We start from the raw sequence: 18,799 nt of genomic DNA, 5'->3' as shown, positions 1-18,799 counted from the left end.
ATAACTGTGGAACCAATTAATGGACCGCTGCAACGTGCAGTGAAAGTGCCATCTTTTCAAGAGCGCTACGAGGCGATGCGCAGAGAAATTTTAGAACATCCACGTGTACAGGCTTTTTTAGCTGATCATATGGAGGAGCTTAGCTATGATGCGATTGAGCGTAACTTGCCGAAGCTGCAAGAATTTATTAATCAATCTACGGAGTGCTGTGGCTGTGACAATACGGAGCATTGCACAAATTATTTACAAGGTTTTATTCCAAAATTACGTACGGTGCGTAATACAGTGGAAATCGATTATGTACGATGCGAGCAAAAAATACGTGAAGATGATCGCCGTGATGTCGCTAATATGATTGCTAGTATGCATATGCCAAAAGACGTACTACAAGCAACGATAGGTGATTTATTCATTGATGATTATTCACGTGTTGATATTGCAAATCGTGCCGCTGATTTTGTGCAAAAAACACGTGAGACAGGAAAATTACCGACAAAGGGCCTTTATTTATATGGTAAGTTTGGTGTCGGTAAATCCTTTGTTTTAGGTGCATTAGCAAATGAGCTGGCGACACTTAAAGTGAAGTCCGTAGTCGTGTTTGTGCCAGAGTTTTTACGTGAAATGAAAAATGCTATTGGTGATAATACGTTGCAAGAGAAAGTTGATTACGTGAAAAAAGCACCTGTACTAATGCTTGATGATTTAGGAGCAGAAACGATGTCTGCTTGGACACGTGACGAAATACTGGGTACTATTTTCCATTATCGTATGGCAGAACAATTACCGACCTTTATTACGTCAAACTTTAACTACGATGAACTAGAACATCATTTAGCACAATCGCAAAAGGGTGATATAGAGGTTGTGAAGGCAGCCCGTATTATGGAGCGAGTTAGGGCGATAACTGAGCCTGTACAAATGGGTGGAAAAAATCGCCGAGAGTAATTTTGCAGGTTGCATTTTTCGACAATCGAGCGTATACTGTCACATATAATATATATCATTGAAATGCATTGATGAGGACATGGATCTTGTGTATCTACTTACTAGAGAGGGAAGTCATTGGCTGTAAGCTTCCTAAGTTGTGAGCATTTGATTTACTACCTACTGAGCAGCGAGAGGGAATAATCTTTCGCCGGTACTGGCCCGTTAGCTAGCCTTGAGCTTCGTCTGACTTTTTTAGTCGGAAGGAAGAAGGGTGGAACCACGAGCATACGCTTCGTCCCTTTCATTAGGGACGGGGCTTTTTTGTTTTTTGGGGAGATTTTAAATGTTGGTTGTGTGGTGGGGCGCTCAAGATCAGAGTTAAGGCGCTCAACATTGTTGCGAAGTCGCTCAAGATCAGAGGCAAAGCGCTCAACATTGGTGCAAGGTCGCTCAAGATCAGAGGCAAAGCGCTCAACATTGGTGCAAGATCGCTCAAGATCAGAGGCAAAGCGCTCAACTTCGGCGCAAAGTCGCTCAACACCCATGTCAAATCGCTCAACTTGAGTAACGCGAACACAACAGTTCCAAATCACAATGCACCGCAATTAAACCGAATAAGGAGTGCAAACAAAATGTCAGATATGATTAAATTAACATTCCCAGATGGCGCTGTTAAGGAATTTGCAAAAGGCACATCTACAGATGACGTAGCATTATCAATTAGCCCGGGGCTTCGCAAAAAAGCGTACGCGGGTAAAGTAAACGGTGAATTAGTAGACTTAAAAACACCTATCGAAGAGGATGCAACAATTGCGATTATTACTCAAGATGATGTAGACGCGCTTGAAATCCTTCGTCACTCAACAGCTCACTTAACTGCACAAGCTGTAAAACGTTTATTCCCAGACGTTAAATTAGGAATTGGTCCAGTTATCGAAGGCGGTTTCTACTACGATATCGATGCACCAACACCAATTACAGCTGACGATTTACCAGCAATCGAAAAAGAAATGAAAAAAATCATCGCAGAAAACCTTGAAGTAGAACGTAAAAATGTTTCTCGTGATGAAGCACAAGCAATTTTCACTGAAATTGACGATGAATATAAATTAGAACTACTTGAGGCTATCCCAGCTGACGAGCAAGTATCAATTTATTACCAAGGAGAATTCTTCGACCTTTGCCGTGGTATTCACGTGCCATCTACAGGTAAACTTCGCGAATTCAAATTATTATCATTAGCAGGTGCTTATTGGAGAGGTAACTCAGACAATAAAATGCTTCAACGCATCTACGGTACAGCTTTCTTCAAAAAAGAAGAACTAAAACATCATTTGCAAATGCTTGAGGAAGCAAAAGAACGTGATCACCGTAAGATTGGTAAAGAATTAGAATTATTCACATCTTCGCAAAAAGTTGGTCAAGGGTTACCGCTTTGGTTACCAAATGGTGCGACAATCCGTCGTGTAATTGAACGCTATATTGTGGATAAAGAATTATCGCTTGGATACAAACATGTATACACACCAGTACTTGGTTCAAAAGAGTTATACCAAACTTCTGGTCACTGGGATCATTACCAAGATTCAATTTTCCCACCAATGGAAATGGACAATGAAACATTAATTATGCGTCCGATGAACTGCCCTCACCATATGATGGTGTACAAAAACAGTAAGCATTCTTACCGTAACCTACCATTACGTATTGCTGAGCTTGGTACAATGCACCGTTACGAAATGTCAGGTGCTGTTTCAGGGTTACAACGTGTACGCGGAATGACTTTAAACGATGCGCACTTATTCGTTCGACCAGATCAAATTAAAGCAGAATTCCAAAAAGTTGTGCAGTTAATTTTAGAAGTTTATAAAGATTTCGATCTAAACGATTACTCATTCCGTCTTTCTTATCGTGACCCAGCGGATACTGAGAAATACTTCGATGACGATGCAATGTGGGAAAAAGCACAAAGCATGTTAAAAGAAGCGATGGATGAGCTTGGCTTAGATTACTTCGAGGCTGAAGGTGAAGCTGCATTCTACGGTCCAAAACTTGATGTACAAGTAAAAACAGCGATTGGTAAAGAAGAAACATTATCAACAGTTCAACTCGACTTCTTATTACCAGAACGCTTCGATTTAACGTATGTTGGTGAAGATGGTAAACCACATCGTCCAGTTGTAATTCACCGTGGTGTCGTATCAACAATGGAACGTTTCGTTGCCTTCTTAATCGAAGAATACAAAGGTGCCTTCCCAACTTGGTTAGCACCAGTACAAGTAGAAGTAATTCCTGTATCGAACGAAGCACACTTCGACTATGCAAAACAAATCGAAGAACAGTTAACAGCTGCAGGTTTACGTGTAGAAATGGATGATCGTGAAGAAAAACTTGGTTATAAAATCCGTGAAGCACAAATGAAAAAAATCCCGTACATGCTTGTGATCGGGGACAAAGAAGTTGAAGCAAATGGCGTAAACGTTCGTCGTTATGGCTCTAAAGAGTCGTCAACAATTAGCTTTGAAGAATTCCTAGCTAACATTAAAGCAGAAGTGGCTCGCTTCTAATTGATATAAGTGAAAGACCTCGCTCTTGTATAGGAGTGAGGTCTTTTTTTGGTATTTACACGCGGAATTGATTGACGGCATTTTGTAAATCTAGTGCACGTGTGCTTAAATCATTTGAGACAGCACTAATTTCTTGCATGGTTGATAATTGTTGTTGTGAAGATTCTATTGAACTTTCAGCTTGGTTAGCGGTTGCTTTAGCAGCCACTGCGATTTCAGCTACTGAAGCGGCGACTTCTTCAGCTGCAGCAGAAATTTCTTCTGTGATAGCGGAAATATCTTCAATTTGTAATTTCATATCGTCTACGGCATTTTCGATATGGCTAAATGATATGCCAGCTTCGTTAATGATACCAACTCCAGCTTCCACAGTTTGTAAACTTTCTTGAACCGCCTTTTCAACATTTTTTGTATCTGTTTGAATCTCATTTGTTAATGCAACAATTTGGCTTGCTGATGCATTCGATTCTTCGGCGAGTTTACGTACTTCATCAGCTACTACGGCAAAGCCTTTACCATGTTCACCAGCACGTGCTGCTTCAATAGCCGCGTTTAGTGCAAGTAGGTTCGTTTGTTCTGTAATGCTCGTAATGACGTGAGAAATACTTTCAATTTCTTCGGATTGCTTGCTTAATTTTTGAATGAGTTCAGTTGTTAGCTTCGTTGATTCGTAAATTGTAGTCATTTGCTTGCTAGCAGTATTGATATTGGTTGCTCCTTGATCGGCCATATCAGCGGTTTCTGCTGCTTTTATATGTAGATTTTGTGAAGATTCAGCAATACGCTGTACAGCAGAAGCTGTTTCATCCATTGCTACTGCACTATCTTGTGCTGTTTGTGCTGCAGATAGTGTATTTTGAGCACCAAGTTCGGAGCGGTGCGCCATTTCAACAGATGATGCTGTTACTTCTTCCGTTGATGCACTAAGTTCTTCGGCAGATGAACTTAAATGCGTAGCACTATCCGATAATTGTATGATTAAATTTTTTAATGTATCTTTCATAGCATTAAAAGAAGTTGTTAATTGACCTATTTCGTCTTTTGATTTTATATTTATTGTAGGAATCGTTAAATTACCATCAGCAATTTGCTGTACGTTTATTTGTAAGTTTCTTAATGGTACAGCGATCCATTGATTCAATAGGTATGAAGTGGTGATTCCTACTATGATAGCGAGAATAACAATGATAATACCGATATATATCGCTTTTTGTGCCTTTTGATTGGCTTCTTTTTGCGCATTATCAAATAAAGTATCGATCAATGTTGATAATTCACTAGATGATGCAATCGTTTGTGTACTTTTTTCTTTTACATCTGTCACGTAGTAAGCTACTGCGGTATATACATCCTTTGTATCATTAAGATTAATTGTTTCATTTATACCTTTTTCGAGTGCCTCAATGTCTTGGGTAACACCTTTAAGCATTTGTTGTGCTTCATCACTTTCGAATGAGGTATTTAACTCTTTTATAATGTTTTGTAATTTTTGCTGTGCTTCTTTTACTTGGTTGAGTGCTTCTGAATCGCCCAGTAAATAGCTTTGCGTCTGTGTTGTTTGTAAAAGTGTGTAGTACTCAATGTCTGATGTTAATTGCAATTGTGGTAATCCGAGTTCTAATGTGTCGTTGTATTGTGATTCGATGCTACGTAATTGCATGAAAATAACGCTACATGCAAGTATTGTTACAATGACAGATAAGCTAATACTTAATAGAAGCTTTTTGCGAATAGTCATTTTCTCTCCCTCGATTCGTTCGAATATTTGGATTTTTCATAATAATCATAAACCAAATAAATGGAAATGTTAATGGATTATTTTATACTTTTATTTTTAGGGTGGATTTACTTGAAATTATTATTAAATAAATTGATGATGAGCCATCTAAATAGGGAGAATTAGCAAATATTTATATCACACATAATTATGAGTAACTCAATTCACTATGAGCATTCAATCATATGCATACATAGAATTTATAAATTATAGTTGACTTTCAAAAAAGGGCATGATATTATTGTGAAGGTTAATGAATACAAAGTTTGTGGTTGAAGTAGAGGCTGCCCGCTTCTCACCTGATTGACGCTTATTATGAGCTGTTTCAAGGTTATGACACGTTGAATTGTTTTACGCTTTGATTGCGTATGCACATATAGCGGGCGGACATCTTCAAAATGTCCGTCTTTTTTTTATGGACAGACGCTAGAAGGTTGTACCGTTCAACCGGGCAAGGCTTTGCCCAAACCATGTATTCGCGACAACTACTTGGAGGTGGATTACTATTAGCAAAGACATGTATGTAAACGAAGGCATTCGCGCACGTGAACTTCGATTAATCGATCACAATGGTGACCAGCTTGGTGTAAAGACACGTAATGAAGCGTTGGAAATCGCCACTCGTGTAAACTTGGATCTTGTCCTTGTGGCCCCTCAAGCCAAGCCGCCAGTCGCTCGTATCATGGACTATGGTAAATTTAAGTTTGAACAGCAAAAGAAAGACCGCGAAATTCGTAAAAATTCAAAAGTCATCGTGATGAAAGAGGTTCGTTTGAGCCCAACAATCGATGAAAATGATTTCCAAACGAAGCTACGTAACGCTATCAAATTCCTTGAAAAAGGCGATAAAGTTAAATGTAGCCTACGTTTCAAAGGTCGTGCGATTACACACAAAGAGATTGGTCAGCGTGTGCTAGATCGATTTGCTGAAGCTTGTGCTGAAGTATCTACGGTTGAACAAAAACCGAAGATGGAAGGCCGAAGCATGTTCTTAGTTCTTCAACCAAAGAACGAGAAATAATATTAGACGAACAGTTTAGGAGGAATTCGACATGCCAAAAATGAAAACACACCGTGGAGCTGCGAAACGTTTCAAAAAAACGGGTACTGGTAAATTAAAATTTGACCGTGCTTTTGGTAGCCACTTATTCGCAAACAAATCTACAAAAGCTAAGCGTCAATTACGTAAAGCTAAAATCGCTACATCTGGTGATTTCAAACGTATCCGTACGTTACTTACTTACGTAAAATAAGATCGAACAAAAACATAACATTCATTTTTTAATGAAAAGCAGGAGGTAATTAGTATGCCACGCGTAAAAGGCGGAACAGTAACGCGCAAGCGTCGTAAAAAGGTTTTAAAATTAGCAAAAGGTTATTATGGTTCAAAACATACATTATACAAAGTTGCTAACCAAGCAGTAATGAAGTCAGGTCAATATGCATACCGTGACCGTCGTCAAAAGAAACGTGATTTCCGTAAATTATGGATCACTCGTATCAACGCAGCTGCTCGCATGAATGGTCTTTCATACAGCCGTTTAATGCACGGTTTAAAAGTTGCTGGTATCGAAGTTAACCGTAAAATGTTAGCTGACCTAGCTGTAACGGATGCACAAGCATTCACACAATTAGCAGACGCTGCTAAAAAAGCAGTTGCTAAATAATTTACATGTACTTTAAAGACTGATGGATTTTTCCGTCAGTCTTTTTTTCTAGCTAAGGAGGTAGTTATGGCACAGGCTCTACTTGCTTATATGATTGTACTTTCACTTGTATTGCTTGTTTTCATGGGCATGGATAAATCTCGTGCGAAAAAACAAGAGTGGCGTATTGCTGAGCGCACATTATTTACACTAGCAATTAGTGGTGGTGCTGTAGGCGGTGTACTCGGCATGTATCTATTTCGACACAAGATACGTAATAATAGTTTCGCATTTGGCTTTCCATTGTTAGCAGCTTTGCAGATATTTGTGATTGTACGTCTATGGGGCACCTCTCTTTAGCAGGGAGGTATTTTTTTGCCTTCTGCGGATGTCACAGATGTTTTTTGCGCGAAAGCGAAGCGTCAGCAGCAGATTTTGAAAGGAGTCAATTACGCCTCGGTGTAATTGATATATTTGTAAGGTTGATGTCGATAAAAGTGGAAATGTGGGCGATAAAACAATAAAGTTGTCCAATAAAATTAAAAAATCAGTCCGATTAATGCCAGAGGTTGTCCGATAAACAAAAAATACGCCCTCAGTTCGAGGACGTGTCACACATAAGCTGTTCAATTGGTTGTTTCCAGTTAATTTTTGCATTTGGATAACTTGTTAAAATTTCTTGTTGTAAGTATTCGAAGTCTTTTTTTGTGAGGCCCTGCAATGTTGCGGCATCACGGGCTCCGACGAAAATTGTTACGACTTCAAAAGCATCTTCTGTTGTGCCTAAGTATTTTTCACCTTCAAAAAGTGAACCCTTATAAGAGATAAAGAAGTTTTTTCGGACATTTTTAACATCATCATAAAAATAATATTGATTTTTTTCGTAGGCCTCGTCCAGTTTTCGCTTTGGATCTGTTATATAACGAATCGCTTTATAAAATACGTAAATAATAAGCGCAATGACAGCAAGTCGAATTAGTAATGGCACCATGTTAGATTTCCCCCTTGTCTAAAGGTTATTCCTACCTATACGATTAAGGTGTGCAATTAGTTTCACTTTTAAAAAATTATTTAGGAGAAAAAAATGAATTTACATAAATTATTTGAAATGCAAAAAGGGCTAGATGCCTTTATCGAGAAAACGCAAAAGATTGAGCATGATGTTTTTAAGGAGAAGGGACTTGCACTTATGGTTGAGCTTGCAGAACTCGCCAATGAAACTCGTTGTTTTAAGTTTTGGAGTACGAAGGGTCCATCTGAAAGAGGCATAATTTTAGAAGAGTATGTGGACTCAATACACTTTATCTTATCGCTTGGCTTACTAAAAGGTTTTACTTCAATTGAGAAGTGGCCAGTAACTGAGGAAAAATGTGATTTAACTGAAACGTTCTTAATGACACAAGAAAGTATTTTGAAATTTATCCACAATCCAACAGAGAATGGCTACCTAGATATTTGGCAATGCTATGCAGTAATTGCTAATAACTTAGGTTTTAGCTTTGATGATGTGGTACGTGCATATATAGAAAAAAACGAGGAAAACTATCAACGTCAACGTACAGGCTACTAAGAAAAACCTTATGAAGCACATTTAATGTGTTTTATAAGGTTTTTCTTATAATATTAGAAAATTTCCATAAACTTTAAGCGTAACACAATAGTATAAAGAAATTTGCTGAAACTACGGCTTTATTGTAAACGCTATGTAAAGAATATGTTAAAACTCTGCTGAAAACCGCACAGGGAGTTAGATTTTTTTATAATAAATGAGATAAAACTTTAAGGAGTGGCAACATGGAGTTAAATTGGCAGGAAATGATATTCCAGTTCTTAGGGGGGCTAGGTCTCTTCTTATTTGCAATTAAATATATGGGAGATGGTCTGCAAAAGGCGGCCGGAGACCGTTTAAGAGATATATTAGATCGCTTTACGACGAATCCATTTATGGGTGTTTTAGTAGGTATTTTTGTCACAGTACTTATTCAGTCGAGTTCTGGGACGACTGTAATTACAGTTGGATTAGTTAGCGCCGGCTTTATGACATTACGACAAGCAATCGGTGTCATTATGGGGGCAAACATCGGGACAACGGTTACAGCCTTTATCATTGGGATTGATGTAGGGGAATATGCATATCCTATCATGGCACTTGGGGCAATCCTGCTATTTTTCTTTAAGAAAAGTAAAATTCAAAATATCGGACAAGTATTATTTGGCTTCTCAGGCTTATTTATCGGTTTAGAGTTGATGAGTAGTGGTATGAAGCCTTTACGTGAATGGCAACCATTTATTGATTTGACATTAAATATGAGTGACTCACCGATTCTAGGTGTCATTGTAGGGACAGTCTTTACGCTCATTGTACAGTCATCTTCGGCCACAGTAGGTATCTTACAGGGGCTATATGCAGAAGGTTTAATGACGCTGGATGGTGCGATACCAGTGCTTTTTGGTGACAATATCGGGACAACGATTACTGCGATATTGGCAGCATTAGGAGCATCTATTGCGGCAAAACGTGCAGCTGCAACACACGTATTATTTAATGTAGTTGGTACTATTGTTTTCATGCTTGTTTTAGGATTATTTACGAATTATATCGTGTGGATTTCCGGTGTATTAGGGCTAGAGCCTAAAATGCAAATTGCTTTCGCGCACGGAACGTTCAACGTTGTAAATACACTTATTCAACTTCCGTTAATCGGGGTATGGGCTTACGTCGTGACGAAGTTAATTCCAGGAGAGGATGCAATTGTTGAATATAAACCGAAGTTTTTAGATTACTCATTAATTACAAAGTCTCCAGCGATTGCGTTGGGACAAGCAAAACAAGAAGTTGTACGTATGGGTGATTTTGGTGTGCAAGGTTTAGTGGCATCACTGGATTATTTAAAGACACTAGATGTGAAACAGGCGAGTACAACAGCACAATTAGAAGAGGCTATAAATAACCTCGATCAAAAAACAACAGATTATTTAGTAAGTTTATCGAAACAATCATTATCAGGTGTAAACTCCCATGTCCACCACGGGCTACTTGAAAATATTCGTGACATTGAGCGTATTGGGGATCATGTAGAAAACTTAGTTGAGCTTATTGATTATAAAGAAGCAAACCGAGTAAAACTTAGTCAAGAAGCGATGCAAGAGCTAGAAGAAATGTTTGAGCTTGTTATAGATACAGTAAAGATAGCGATGCAAGCGCTCGAAACACGTGATGTATCGGTAGCACAGCAAGTGAGAGATCAAGAAAATCGAATTGACGAAATGGAACGTAAATTACGTAAACGTCATATTAAACGTTTAAATGAAGGTATTTGCTCGGGCTCAGCAGGTATCGTCTTTGTAGATATTATCAGTAACCTCGAACGTATTGGCGACCATGCCAACAACATTGCTGATACGATTTTTGAACAAGAGTAAGACCACCAAGCATTCTTTCGGGAATGCTTGTTTTTTTTAGCTCAATTTTCAGACGATTTATTAGGCATATAACGATAAACTAATTATAATAAAAGGAGACAGAAGATGTAGGAGGAACAGTCATGACTCAATTAGATTCAACGTTGCAAATGTTTAAAGATTTAACAGATGCAAATGGTATTCCTGGTAATGAACGTGCACCGCGTGAAGTGATGAAACAATACATTGCACCGTACGCTGATTCAGTGGAAACGGATAATTTAGGTAGCTTGATCGCCAAAAAAGTTGGAGATGAAAATGGTCCTAAAATTATGGTTGCAGGACACTTAGATGAAGTCGGTTTCATGGTAACGCAAATCGATGATAAAGGATTCATCAAATTCCAAACGGTAGGCGGCTGGTGGAGCCAAGTGATGCTTGCACAACGTGTGACGATTACAACACGTAAAGGCGAAGAAATTATCGGGGTTATTGGATCTAAACCGCCACATATTTTACCGGCTGAAGTGCGCAACAAAGTGGTAGATATTAAAGATATGTTTATCGATATTGGTGCTGCTTCTAAAGATGAGGTAATGGGATGGGGCGTTCGTCCTGGGGATATGGTGACACCATATTTCGAATTTAATGTCATGAAAAATGATAAATATTTACTTGCAAAAGCTTGGGATAACCGTATTGGATGTGCCATTGCGATTGATGTGATGAAAGCTTTAAAAGACGAAAAACATCCGAACATTTTATACTCAGTAGGAAATGTACAAGAGGAAGTTGGTCTGCGTGGAGCGAAAACGTCTACATTCAAAATCCAACCAGATATCGGCTTTGCAGTCGACGTTGGTATTGCGGGCGATACACCTGGGGTAACACCAAAAGAATCAAACAGTAAAATGGGTGCTGGTCCGCAAATCGTCGTGTACGATGCATCGATGGTATCACATCGTGGTTTACGTGAATTTGTTTTAGATGTAGCAGAAGAAAATAATATCCCTTATCAATTTGAGGCGCTATCTGGTGGTGGGACGGATGCTGGCTCTATCCACGTCACTGCAAACGGCATCCCTGCACTATCAATCGGTATTGCGACACGCTATATTCACTCACATGCAGGAATTTTACACCGTGATGACTACGAGAATGCGGTTAAATTGATCGTAGAAGTGATTAAAAAATTAGACCGTGATGCTGTGAATAAAATTATTTTTGACTGATACTGCTATAAGAATATCGGTAAGAACTAAATATGTATACTATAGTTTTGCCCTCTAACAAGAATGTTAGGGGGCTTTTTGTTTTGGTTAGATCAAAGAAGTATATAAATGTTGATACGAAGATTTTGGCGATTCAAGCTCAAAAAGAAGAAGAGCCAATATCAGAGGAACAAAGCATTGTAGATAAGCTGTATATTCTAAATGTAAATAATAAAAGTAATCAGATCATTACTATTCATCATGCATTGCCCGTACTCAATTAGCAAATGAAGCTGAATGGATTACGCAAGCTATCGGGACAGAAGTAGATTAGTAGATGTATTGTACGGGAGAGCGCATTTAAATAAGGGCATACGATACGGATAAAATGATTTATAGTTAATTAGACCTCATATCGTGATGGTTGCTTAGACGTTCAACTCTCAAGTTCCCTATTAAAAAATATACGTTAAAAAAATAAAATGGGAAGATGATACAATAGATGTAATTCAGGGTCAACACCAAAATATGTACTTGCAATTTAATAGGCTGGATATGGAGTGGAAAGTGGAGAGTTTTTGTACCGAAAGCAAAGAGGTAAGTACAGGAAGGCCATACCTGCGGAAGCATCCACTTGTAACGGAATCTACAGTCAAGCACATATTTGGGTGAGAGCCATAATTCAAAAACTAAATTGTTCCTTATTCCAACAACGAGGCAATTACAATTAGTGGAACAAATTTAAAGATGTTATCTTGAATCTTAAAAACGATAGTAAGGGTAGGAGAAGAAAATGAAAACTCAAGTGTCAGACTATATAAAAATAGGATCTTCGAAACAATTTATTTCTATTTTTGGTGAAGATAACAATCTGCCTCTTTTAGTGTATTTGCATGGTGGTCCAGGCGATGCCGCCTTACCACTAATTTATAAATATAACTCAGAACTTGGAAAAACGTTTAATGTTGTAGTCTGGGAACAAAGAGGAGCTGGGAAATCTTATTATACTTTTTCGGAAAAGGAACAAATATCTATTGAAACTTATATAGAAGACCTATACAGTTTAATTCATTATTTATTAGAAACGTTTAAACAAGAAAAAGTTTACCTTTTAGGGCACTCGTGGGGAAGTGTCCTAGGCTTAATTTTCATTAAAAAATACCCACAGCTAGTACATAGTTATTTTGGATGTGGTCAAGTAGTTAACATGAAAAAAGGGTTGAAGTGTCAATATGATTTTGTTTTGAAAGAAAGTCAAGAACAAAATCAAAAAAAGATTGTCCAGCGATTGAAAAATATTGACCTTTCATTGACTCAAAAAGATTGGTTAAACGATTTATTATTTGTTACTAAATTGGTGGTCCGATTCAGACATTCTTTATACGGAAAAAGCAATTACAACCAACTTGTAAGGGATTTCATTTTTTCATCAAAGTACACATTTAAAGATTTAATCAATCGCGAAAAAGGGAGTCTACAATCTATACAATTTTTGTGGCAAGAGCTCATGGAAATTGATTTTAGTGAATACAAGAGTTTCGATGTCCCTATTACGTTTTTTGAGGGGCGTCATGATCGGCATGTTTCTTCTTCATTAGTAGAGGATTACTATCACACAATAATAACGACAAAAAAACTCATTTGGTTCGAAAATTCAAGCCATTTTCCCCAGTGGGAAGAGTCAGACAAGTTTAATCAATCTTTGAATAGTATCAAAAAGCAGAATTAGCTTTTCAGGCTATTGATTGCTGTAACGTCTGTAATTCACCATCTTTTAAATAGCAGTACATCAATAGAGGGGAGGGCGTATATTTCAGATAATCGATAGGGTATCTTCCTATTTAGTATTGCGACACGCTATATTTACTCACATGCAGGCATTTTACACCGTGATGACTATGAGAATGCAGTTAAATTAATCGTAGAAGTTATTTAAAAATTAGATCGCGATGCTGTAAATAAAATTATTATTTGATTAATATGGACGAGAGCTTATCCAATGAGGTAGGCTTTTTTTGTTTGACTATGATTTTCACTTTGAAAAATATGCATAAAAATTCAGAAAGACGGATTATTGTCACAATTTATGTGTGAATTCAAACTTTTTAAAATAAACATAAAAATTCAGTTGATTTTATAATTATGCATGTATATAATAAACTCAACAGCAACGAAAGCAAGGAGCGAACGCAATGAAATTACTAGAAGAGGTGCAGTTAAAGTTAGTGTCTAGTTTAAAAGGGAAAGACTTACTTACACTGCTTGACTATACAAGTGAGGAAGTAGAGCAATTAGTAGCGTTGTCAACGCAGCTCAAGACGATCACTAAAGCAGGAAAATGTCCGAAATTACTAGAAGGTAAAACACTAGGTATGATTTTTGAAAAACATTCGACACGTACACGGATTTCATTTGAAGTAGGAATGAATCAGCTAGGCGGAAAAGCAATGTTTATGCATTCACGTGATTTACAAATTGGTCGTGGTGAATCGATTTATGATACAGCACATGTATTATCAGGTTATTTAGACGGTATTATGATTCGTGCAAATTCTCACGCAATGGTGAAAGAGCTTGCCGAACATGCAGTAATTCCAGTGATCAATGGTTTAACAGATATTTATCACCCTTGCCAGGCTTTAGCGGATTTGGAAACAATCGCTGAAAACAAAGGGGAATTAAAAGGACTTAAAATTGCATATGTTGGAGATGGCAACAATGTGGCGCACTCGTTAGTAGTCGCTTCTGCACACGTAGGAATGCACGTAGCAGTAGCAACGCCAGTTGGCTATGAATGTGATACAGAGGTTATCGCAAAAGCACAAGCTATCGCAGCAACAAATGGCAGTACAATCATCATTACTAATGATCCTGTAGAAGCAGTTCAGGATGCTGATGTTGTATATGCAGACGTTTGGACGTCAATGGGGCAAGAAGAAGAAACGGCTAAACGTTTACAAGACTTCGCAGGTTATCAAATTAACGATGAGCTTGTAGCACATGCAAAACCAAATTACATGTTCTTGCACTGTTTACCAGCACACCGAGAGGAAGAGGTCGCTACATCAGTTATCGATGGACCGAATTCTTACATCTTTGAACAGGCTGAGAACAGACTTCATGCACAGAAAGCAGTACTAGCTTCGATTTTAGCATAACGTTCGACATATGCTTCTCGGGTTGAGAAGTACTATATAAAGAGAGTTCATATTGGCAACAGAGGGTGTCAATATGGATAACATAAAAGTGGTGCACAGACAGAGGGATGTAGACCACACGCGATGTATGTTGTCAAGATGGATGGCTTCATCGCTACATAGTAAAAGTAATCTAGGAGATGCTGGATTGCTTTTTTTGTTGTTGAATTAGAAAAAACCGCACAAATTGAGCGGTTCGATAAGAATACATATTAGATTTTTCCATAGGCAAGGTATGGGAAGAAGCCTTCGAAAAAGCGTTCAGTTGCTGGCATGAAGTATGAACCAAAGTGGAAATCTGGATCAAGCGTTGTAATGATCCATGTACCACCAGTGGAATCCGTATCCATGTACATGACTGCACCGCCATCTTCTGTTGAAATCAAAACTTCAGTGTGCTCAGGTGGCCAAAAGACACCATGTTGATGCCATGTACAGTCAGCTAACGTTAAATAGCCATTGAACATTGGATGTAATGGATTTCGTAGCACTAAGCCGCTAGATGCATTTTTTTCAAGCCACCACCAGAAGTTAGTAGGGCGCTCTTCCCATTTTTGTGCAGGAAGCCAATTCCATGGTTGTGGGCCGAAAGTGACAACGATACCACCGCGTTCTGCAAAGTCATGGATTTTTGTAACACTTGCTAGTAATAATTTAGAATTCAATTGGGATGGGACTATCAAAACGTCTAAATCTTCAATATTTGTTTTTAAAAATTCAGGATGATAGATGATTTTTGTGATGTATTGATTGAACTTGGGTTCATGGAATGTGCGGTAATGCGATTCATTACCACTATAAATGACACCGATTTTTCTCATTGTGCTGTTCCCTCCTTTAAAGTTTTTACCTCCGCTTCAAGCCAAGCTAAAAACTGTGGGCGAATGCGGTCTGTTGATTTATTTTCACCTGCATAGCCAAGTAAATCACGCCCAGCATGTACTAAAATAGTGCCGTTTGTCGACGTTCGGTCAATGTACGTAACTGGCTTACCATTAGCAAATGTTAGTAAAATTTCTGCTCCTACGGGTGCATGGTGATAGCCACGTGCAAAGAAACCAGCAACACCTTTTTTAAAGGTCATATCTTCTGTTGTAACACCCTCGAAAATATGTGAATTTTCAGCTGGAAATACCTCGTAATCCTTGTAATTTTGAATATGCTGTGGCATGAATGGAGCACAGCCTGGTAGCCATTCACGGAATAAATGGCCACAATATACGACAATCTTCTTCTTCGCTAAAAAGTCTTTAATTTTTTCGCGCTGCGAAAACAAAAACTCTTGATCTACAAAATTTGGGATAATTAGAACGTCAACACCACTTAAATCCTCATTTGCAAAATCGTATTGCTCAACAACCTTAGACTCATCGCCTGTATCTTTTTGCATGGGGCCGTTTACACCAAAAGCATGACCAGGGTCTAGTTTTAACATAGTAAATTGAATACCCATATTTCTCCTCCTAAAAAACTTACTTCTTCCTTCAATGATAAATAATAGTGAAAATGTATAGTAAATGAACTATAAATATTATTTCTATAAAAATATCATGAGATAGCTAACGACTATAGAACTATAAAAAAAGTATATTGACAATGATAATCGTTATCAATATACTGTAGTAAGTATTTTACTGCAAATGATAATCATTTTCAATGTAAATTTAAAAAGAGAGTAGGGTATGCTTTGAAGCCAATTGCTTATGTCGGCATTGACATCCAATTTGCAAGACTAACAGAAGAGGATCGAAATCGGGGTTTAGTGTTTTTATATTTATACGATTTACCACATGCTGATTTACGTAAATTTGAGGGGATTATCATTACAAACTTAGTGGAAGAGCTGTTTTTACTGGAACATAAAGCAGTATTAGATGACTATCTGGCACAAGGTGGTGTAATTTTTTCTTTAACGGAAACATCACTGCCATGGCTTACAGGCGTGTCAAATTGGAAGCGCTCTCCAATTCCTTTGAAGGACCGTGAAATCATCATAACTGAGCCAGAGCATCCGCTATTTACTGGAATTGATGCATATGACCTTAACTATCGTAAAGGGGTGCGTGGTTTCTTCTCACGTGGTTATTTTGAGGGAATTCCACAGCATGCCAAAGTACTTGTGACTGATCAAAGCGGTGTACCAATTATATATGTAGACCAACATTCAACGAACGGTACAATTTTTGCAGGAGCAGGTACGGATATTTACCGTGTTTTTATAGACGAAGATAATACATCAAGCAAGCTAAGTGTACAAATGCTTGCATGTATACGGGAAGAATATTCATGCAACCAGGTGAGAGGAGGACAAGCCTTATGATAGGTATTGTGACAAATGGCTTGCCATTTCAAAATCGCTTTTTTGCAGAGGAAGAATTCAATTATTTATATGACGACGTACTACATATTCGTGAGTTACATAAATACGATTTAGCGAAGTATGACACCCTGATTTTATCATGTCGTTTAGATATTCCACATTTAAAACAATATCAGTCACAGTTATTAACATTTATTGAATCTGGTAAACGACTCATTATTTTCGGTGAGGTTTTAGACAACTGGTTTCCAACGATTGACTGGGAAGACTCAGAAGTAAACTTCAGCTGGTGGGTACGTGATGGTGGTGATTTGCCAATGGAACTGCAAAATGAGGCGCATCCACTATTTAAGTATGTGACACTTCGTGATATGAAATGGCACTATCATGGCTCTTTCATCCCACCTGAGGGTGCACAGTCATTACTGGATATTCCAGGCGGACGCTCATTACTTTACGTAGACAAGGTAAGTTTTAATGGCGAACTTATGGTGACAACACTTGACCCAATGTTTCATATTGGACTAGGGTTTATCGATCAATCGAAACCGTTTTTACACGGAATCGCAAAATGGCTAAGAGAGGAAGAAGGACAATGAGAAAATACGGATTTTTAGCAACATTAGCGTTGACGGCAATGCTAGCAGCTTGCGGAGGTGAGAAAGAAGAGGGAACAAGTACAGAAAAATCAGCAGAAGCACCAGCAACAGAAGTGCAAACAACTGCGGAGGAGAAAATTGTTACTGACCAACTAGGGCGTGAGGTGACAGTACCAGGAAAAATTGAACGGGTAGTAACAGGTGGGATTTTACCATACTTCTCAACTTGGTATGTAGCGACGAACTCGACAAAAGAGATAGTTGGAATGCACCCAAACTCATTCAATGCTGCGAAAAACTCAATTCTAGCCAAAATTTCACCAGACGTTTTAAAGGCTGAAACTTCCTTTGTTCAAAATGGTGAAGTGAATGTGGAAGAATTGATGAAAGTAAATCCACAGCTATATGTAGAGATTTCAACAGATGAAGCATCAATTAATAAGGTTTCAGAAGCAGGGATACCTGTCATTGGTGTTAAAGCTATTGATGCGGCTGCAGCCGAACCACTTGCAACGTTTAATAGCTGGTTGGAACTAACTAGTCAGATTACAGGTACAACAGAACGTGCGAATCGTTTTTTTGACGAAGGGAAAAAAGTACAAGCCCAATTGGATGAAAAGCTAGAGAACTTGGCAACAAATAAGAAGCCGCGAGCAATGATTTTACACATGCATAATGATAAATCCATTACAATCGGCGGTAAAAACTTCTTTGGGAACCAATGGCTAAATGCAACGGGTGCTGTAGATGTTGCTGAAAATGATATACAGGGACGAAAAGAAGTCAACATGGAGCAAATTTACGCTTGGAACCCAGACATCATTTACATTACAAACTTTACTGAAACACAACCTGTTGATCTACTTGAAAACAAAGTAAATGGTCAAGATTGGAGCCAAATTAAAGCAGTTCAAGACGGGAAAGTATATAAAATCCCGCTTGGTATTTATCGTTGGTTCCCACCAAGTGGGGATGCACCGCTTATGTTGAAATGGATGGCACAAAAGAACCATCCTGAATTATTCGACTATAAAATCGAAGATGAAATAAAATCTTATTACAAAGACTTCTATGAATTTGACGTAACAGACGAAGAAATTCACTCAATTTTAAATCCTTCTTCTGATGCAGCGAAATATTAAGGACTGATGGT

At 38.2% G+C, this 18,799-nt stretch carries 20 protein-coding genes; 15 read left to right on the top strand and 5 right to left on the bottom strand.

The genetic code is table 11. The features are described from left to right. Positions 1-15: 15 nt before the first annotated feature. Positions 16-945 carry a primosomal protein DnaI gene (dnaI, locus tag ACIQZG_RS01970; protein WP_402753597.1) on the top strand — a complete coding sequence of 310 codons (930 nt, stop codon included), beginning with the start codon at positions 16-18 and terminating at the stop codon, positions 943-945. Between the two features lie 155 nt (positions 946-1,100). Here the strand turns inward: dnaI and ACIQZG_RS24560 are convergent, their stop codons facing one another. After that, positions 1,101-1,472 (bottom strand): hypothetical protein, encoded by a 372-nt coding sequence (locus tag ACIQZG_RS24560; RefSeq protein ID WP_483869777.1) that lies wholly within the window; start codon positions 1,470-1,472, stop codon positions 1,101-1,103. 87 nt (positions 1,473-1,559) lie between these two features. Between ACIQZG_RS24560 and thrS the strand changes: the two genes are divergently transcribed. Continuing rightward, positions 1,560-3,494, top strand: a complete 1,935-nt coding sequence (gene thrS / locus ACIQZG_RS01960) for a threonine--tRNA ligase (RefSeq protein ID WP_402753469.1) — start codon at positions 1,560-1,562, stop codon at positions 3,492-3,494. Positions 3,495-3,549: 55 nt separating this feature from the next. Here thrS and ACIQZG_RS01955 read toward each other — a convergent pair whose 3' ends face one another. Beyond that, a complete protein-coding gene (locus ACIQZG_RS01955; RefSeq protein WP_402753468.1) occupies positions 3,550-5,232 on the bottom strand; it encodes a methyl-accepting chemotaxis protein in 1,683 nt (560 codons plus the stop codon). Positions 5,233-5,788: 556 nt separating this feature from the next. On the opposite strand from ACIQZG_RS01955, the gene infC reads away from it, so the two are divergent. From infC to ACIQZG_RS01935, 4 genes are all read left to right on the top strand, one after another. Then, complete coding sequence (infC, locus tag ACIQZG_RS01950) at positions 5,789-6,292, top strand: translation initiation factor IF-3 (protein WP_402753467.1); 504 nt, start codon at positions 5,789-5,791, stop codon at positions 6,290-6,292. Positions 6,293-6,323: 31 nt separating this feature from the next. Beyond that, on the top strand, positions 6,324-6,524 hold the full coding sequence (rpmI, locus tag ACIQZG_RS01945) for a 50S ribosomal protein L35 (protein WP_402753466.1): 201 nt from the start codon (positions 6,324-6,326) through the stop codon (positions 6,522-6,524). Positions 6,525-6,578: 54 nt separating this feature from the next. Continuing rightward, the gene (gene rplT / locus ACIQZG_RS01940) at positions 6,579-6,938 is read left to right on the top strand and encodes a 50S ribosomal protein L20 (RefSeq protein WP_402753465.1); all 360 of its coding nucleotides are present in this window, start codon (positions 6,579-6,581) and stop codon (positions 6,936-6,938) included. A gap of 66 nt (positions 6,939-7,004) precedes the next feature. Beyond that, positions 7,005-7,277 (top strand): DUF1294 domain-containing protein, encoded by a 273-nt coding sequence (locus tag ACIQZG_RS01935; protein WP_402753464.1) that lies wholly within the window; start codon positions 7,005-7,007, stop codon positions 7,275-7,277. A gap of 235 nt (positions 7,278-7,512) precedes the next feature. Here the strand turns inward: ACIQZG_RS01935 and ACIQZG_RS01930 are convergent, their stop codons facing one another. After that, positions 7,513-7,908, bottom strand: coding sequence for a sigma-w pathway protein ysdB (locus ACIQZG_RS01930; RefSeq protein ID WP_402753463.1), 396 nt, complete (start codon positions 7,906-7,908; stop codon positions 7,513-7,515). Positions 7,909-8,001: 93 nt separating this feature from the next. On the opposite strand from ACIQZG_RS01930, the gene ACIQZG_RS01925 reads away from it, so the two are divergent. From ACIQZG_RS01925 to argF, 6 genes are all read left to right on the top strand, one after another. Next, positions 8,002-8,487: a dUTP diphosphatase gene (locus ACIQZG_RS01925; protein WP_402753462.1), complete on the top strand. Its 486-nt coding sequence runs from the start codon at positions 8,002-8,004 to the stop codon at positions 8,485-8,487. A gap of 224 nt (positions 8,488-8,711) precedes the next feature. Continuing rightward, positions 8,712-10,340 (top strand): Na/Pi cotransporter family protein, encoded by a 1,629-nt coding sequence (locus ACIQZG_RS01920; RefSeq protein ID WP_402753461.1) that lies wholly within the window; start codon positions 8,712-8,714, stop codon positions 10,338-10,340. Between the two features lie 122 nt (positions 10,341-10,462). Then, positions 10,463-11,551: a M42 family metallopeptidase gene (locus ACIQZG_RS01915; protein WP_402753460.1), complete on the top strand. Its 1,089-nt coding sequence runs from the start codon at positions 10,463-10,465 to the stop codon at positions 11,549-11,551. 83 nt (positions 11,552-11,634) lie between these two features. Then, complete coding sequence (locus ACIQZG_RS01910) at positions 11,635-11,814, top strand: hypothetical protein (protein ID WP_402753459.1); 180 nt, start codon at positions 11,635-11,637, stop codon at positions 11,812-11,814. 509 nt (positions 11,815-12,323) lie between these two features. Beyond that, positions 12,324-13,259: an alpha/beta fold hydrolase gene (locus ACIQZG_RS01905; RefSeq protein WP_402753458.1), complete on the top strand. Its 936-nt coding sequence runs from the start codon at positions 12,324-12,326 to the stop codon at positions 13,257-13,259. Positions 13,260-13,722: 463 nt separating this feature from the next. Continuing rightward, positions 13,723-14,688: an ornithine carbamoyltransferase gene (gene argF / locus ACIQZG_RS01900; RefSeq protein WP_402753457.1), complete on the top strand. Its 966-nt coding sequence runs from the start codon at positions 13,723-13,725 to the stop codon at positions 14,686-14,688. Between the two features lie 251 nt (positions 14,689-14,939). Here argF and ACIQZG_RS01895 read toward each other — a convergent pair whose 3' ends face one another. Both ACIQZG_RS01895 and ACIQZG_RS01890 read right to left on the bottom strand, forming a co-directional pair. Next, the gene (locus tag ACIQZG_RS01895) at positions 14,940-15,548 is read right to left on the bottom strand and encodes a hypothetical protein (RefSeq protein WP_402753456.1); all 609 of its coding nucleotides are present in this window, start codon (positions 15,546-15,548) and stop codon (positions 14,940-14,942) included. After that, positions 15,545-16,180, bottom strand: a complete 636-nt coding sequence (locus ACIQZG_RS01890; protein ID WP_402753455.1) for a hypothetical protein — start codon at positions 16,178-16,180, stop codon at positions 15,545-15,547. The genes ACIQZG_RS01895 and ACIQZG_RS01890 overlap by 4 nt, the downstream gene beginning before the upstream one ends. A 234-nt stretch (positions 16,181-16,414) precedes the next feature. Between ACIQZG_RS01890 and ACIQZG_RS01885 the strand changes: the two genes are divergently transcribed. Genes ACIQZG_RS01885 through ACIQZG_RS01875 form a run of 3 tightly spaced genes read left to right on the top strand, consistent with a single transcriptional unit; the run spans position 16,415 to position 18,788 of the window. After that, positions 16,415-17,047, top strand: a complete 633-nt coding sequence (locus ACIQZG_RS01885; protein ID WP_402753454.1) for a hypothetical protein — start codon at positions 16,415-16,417, stop codon at positions 17,045-17,047. Next, complete coding sequence (locus ACIQZG_RS01880; RefSeq protein WP_402753453.1) at positions 17,044-17,646, top strand: hypothetical protein; 603 nt, start codon at positions 17,044-17,046, stop codon at positions 17,644-17,646. The genes ACIQZG_RS01885 and ACIQZG_RS01880 overlap by 4 nt, the downstream gene beginning before the upstream one ends. After that, positions 17,643-18,788: an ABC transporter substrate-binding protein gene (locus ACIQZG_RS01875; protein WP_402753452.1), complete on the top strand. Its 1,146-nt coding sequence runs from the start codon at positions 17,643-17,645 to the stop codon at positions 18,786-18,788. The genes ACIQZG_RS01880 and ACIQZG_RS01875 overlap by 4 nt, the downstream gene beginning before the upstream one ends. The last annotated feature ends 11 nt before the right edge of the window (positions 18,789-18,799 follow it).

It is taken from the genome of Lysinibacillus sp. NPDC096418 (assembly GCF_044762775.1).
Classification (GTDB): domain Bacteria; phylum Bacillota; class Bacilli; order Bacillales_A; family Planococcaceae; genus Lysinibacillus.
This window is presented reverse-complemented; position numbering and strand designations above follow the sequence as displayed.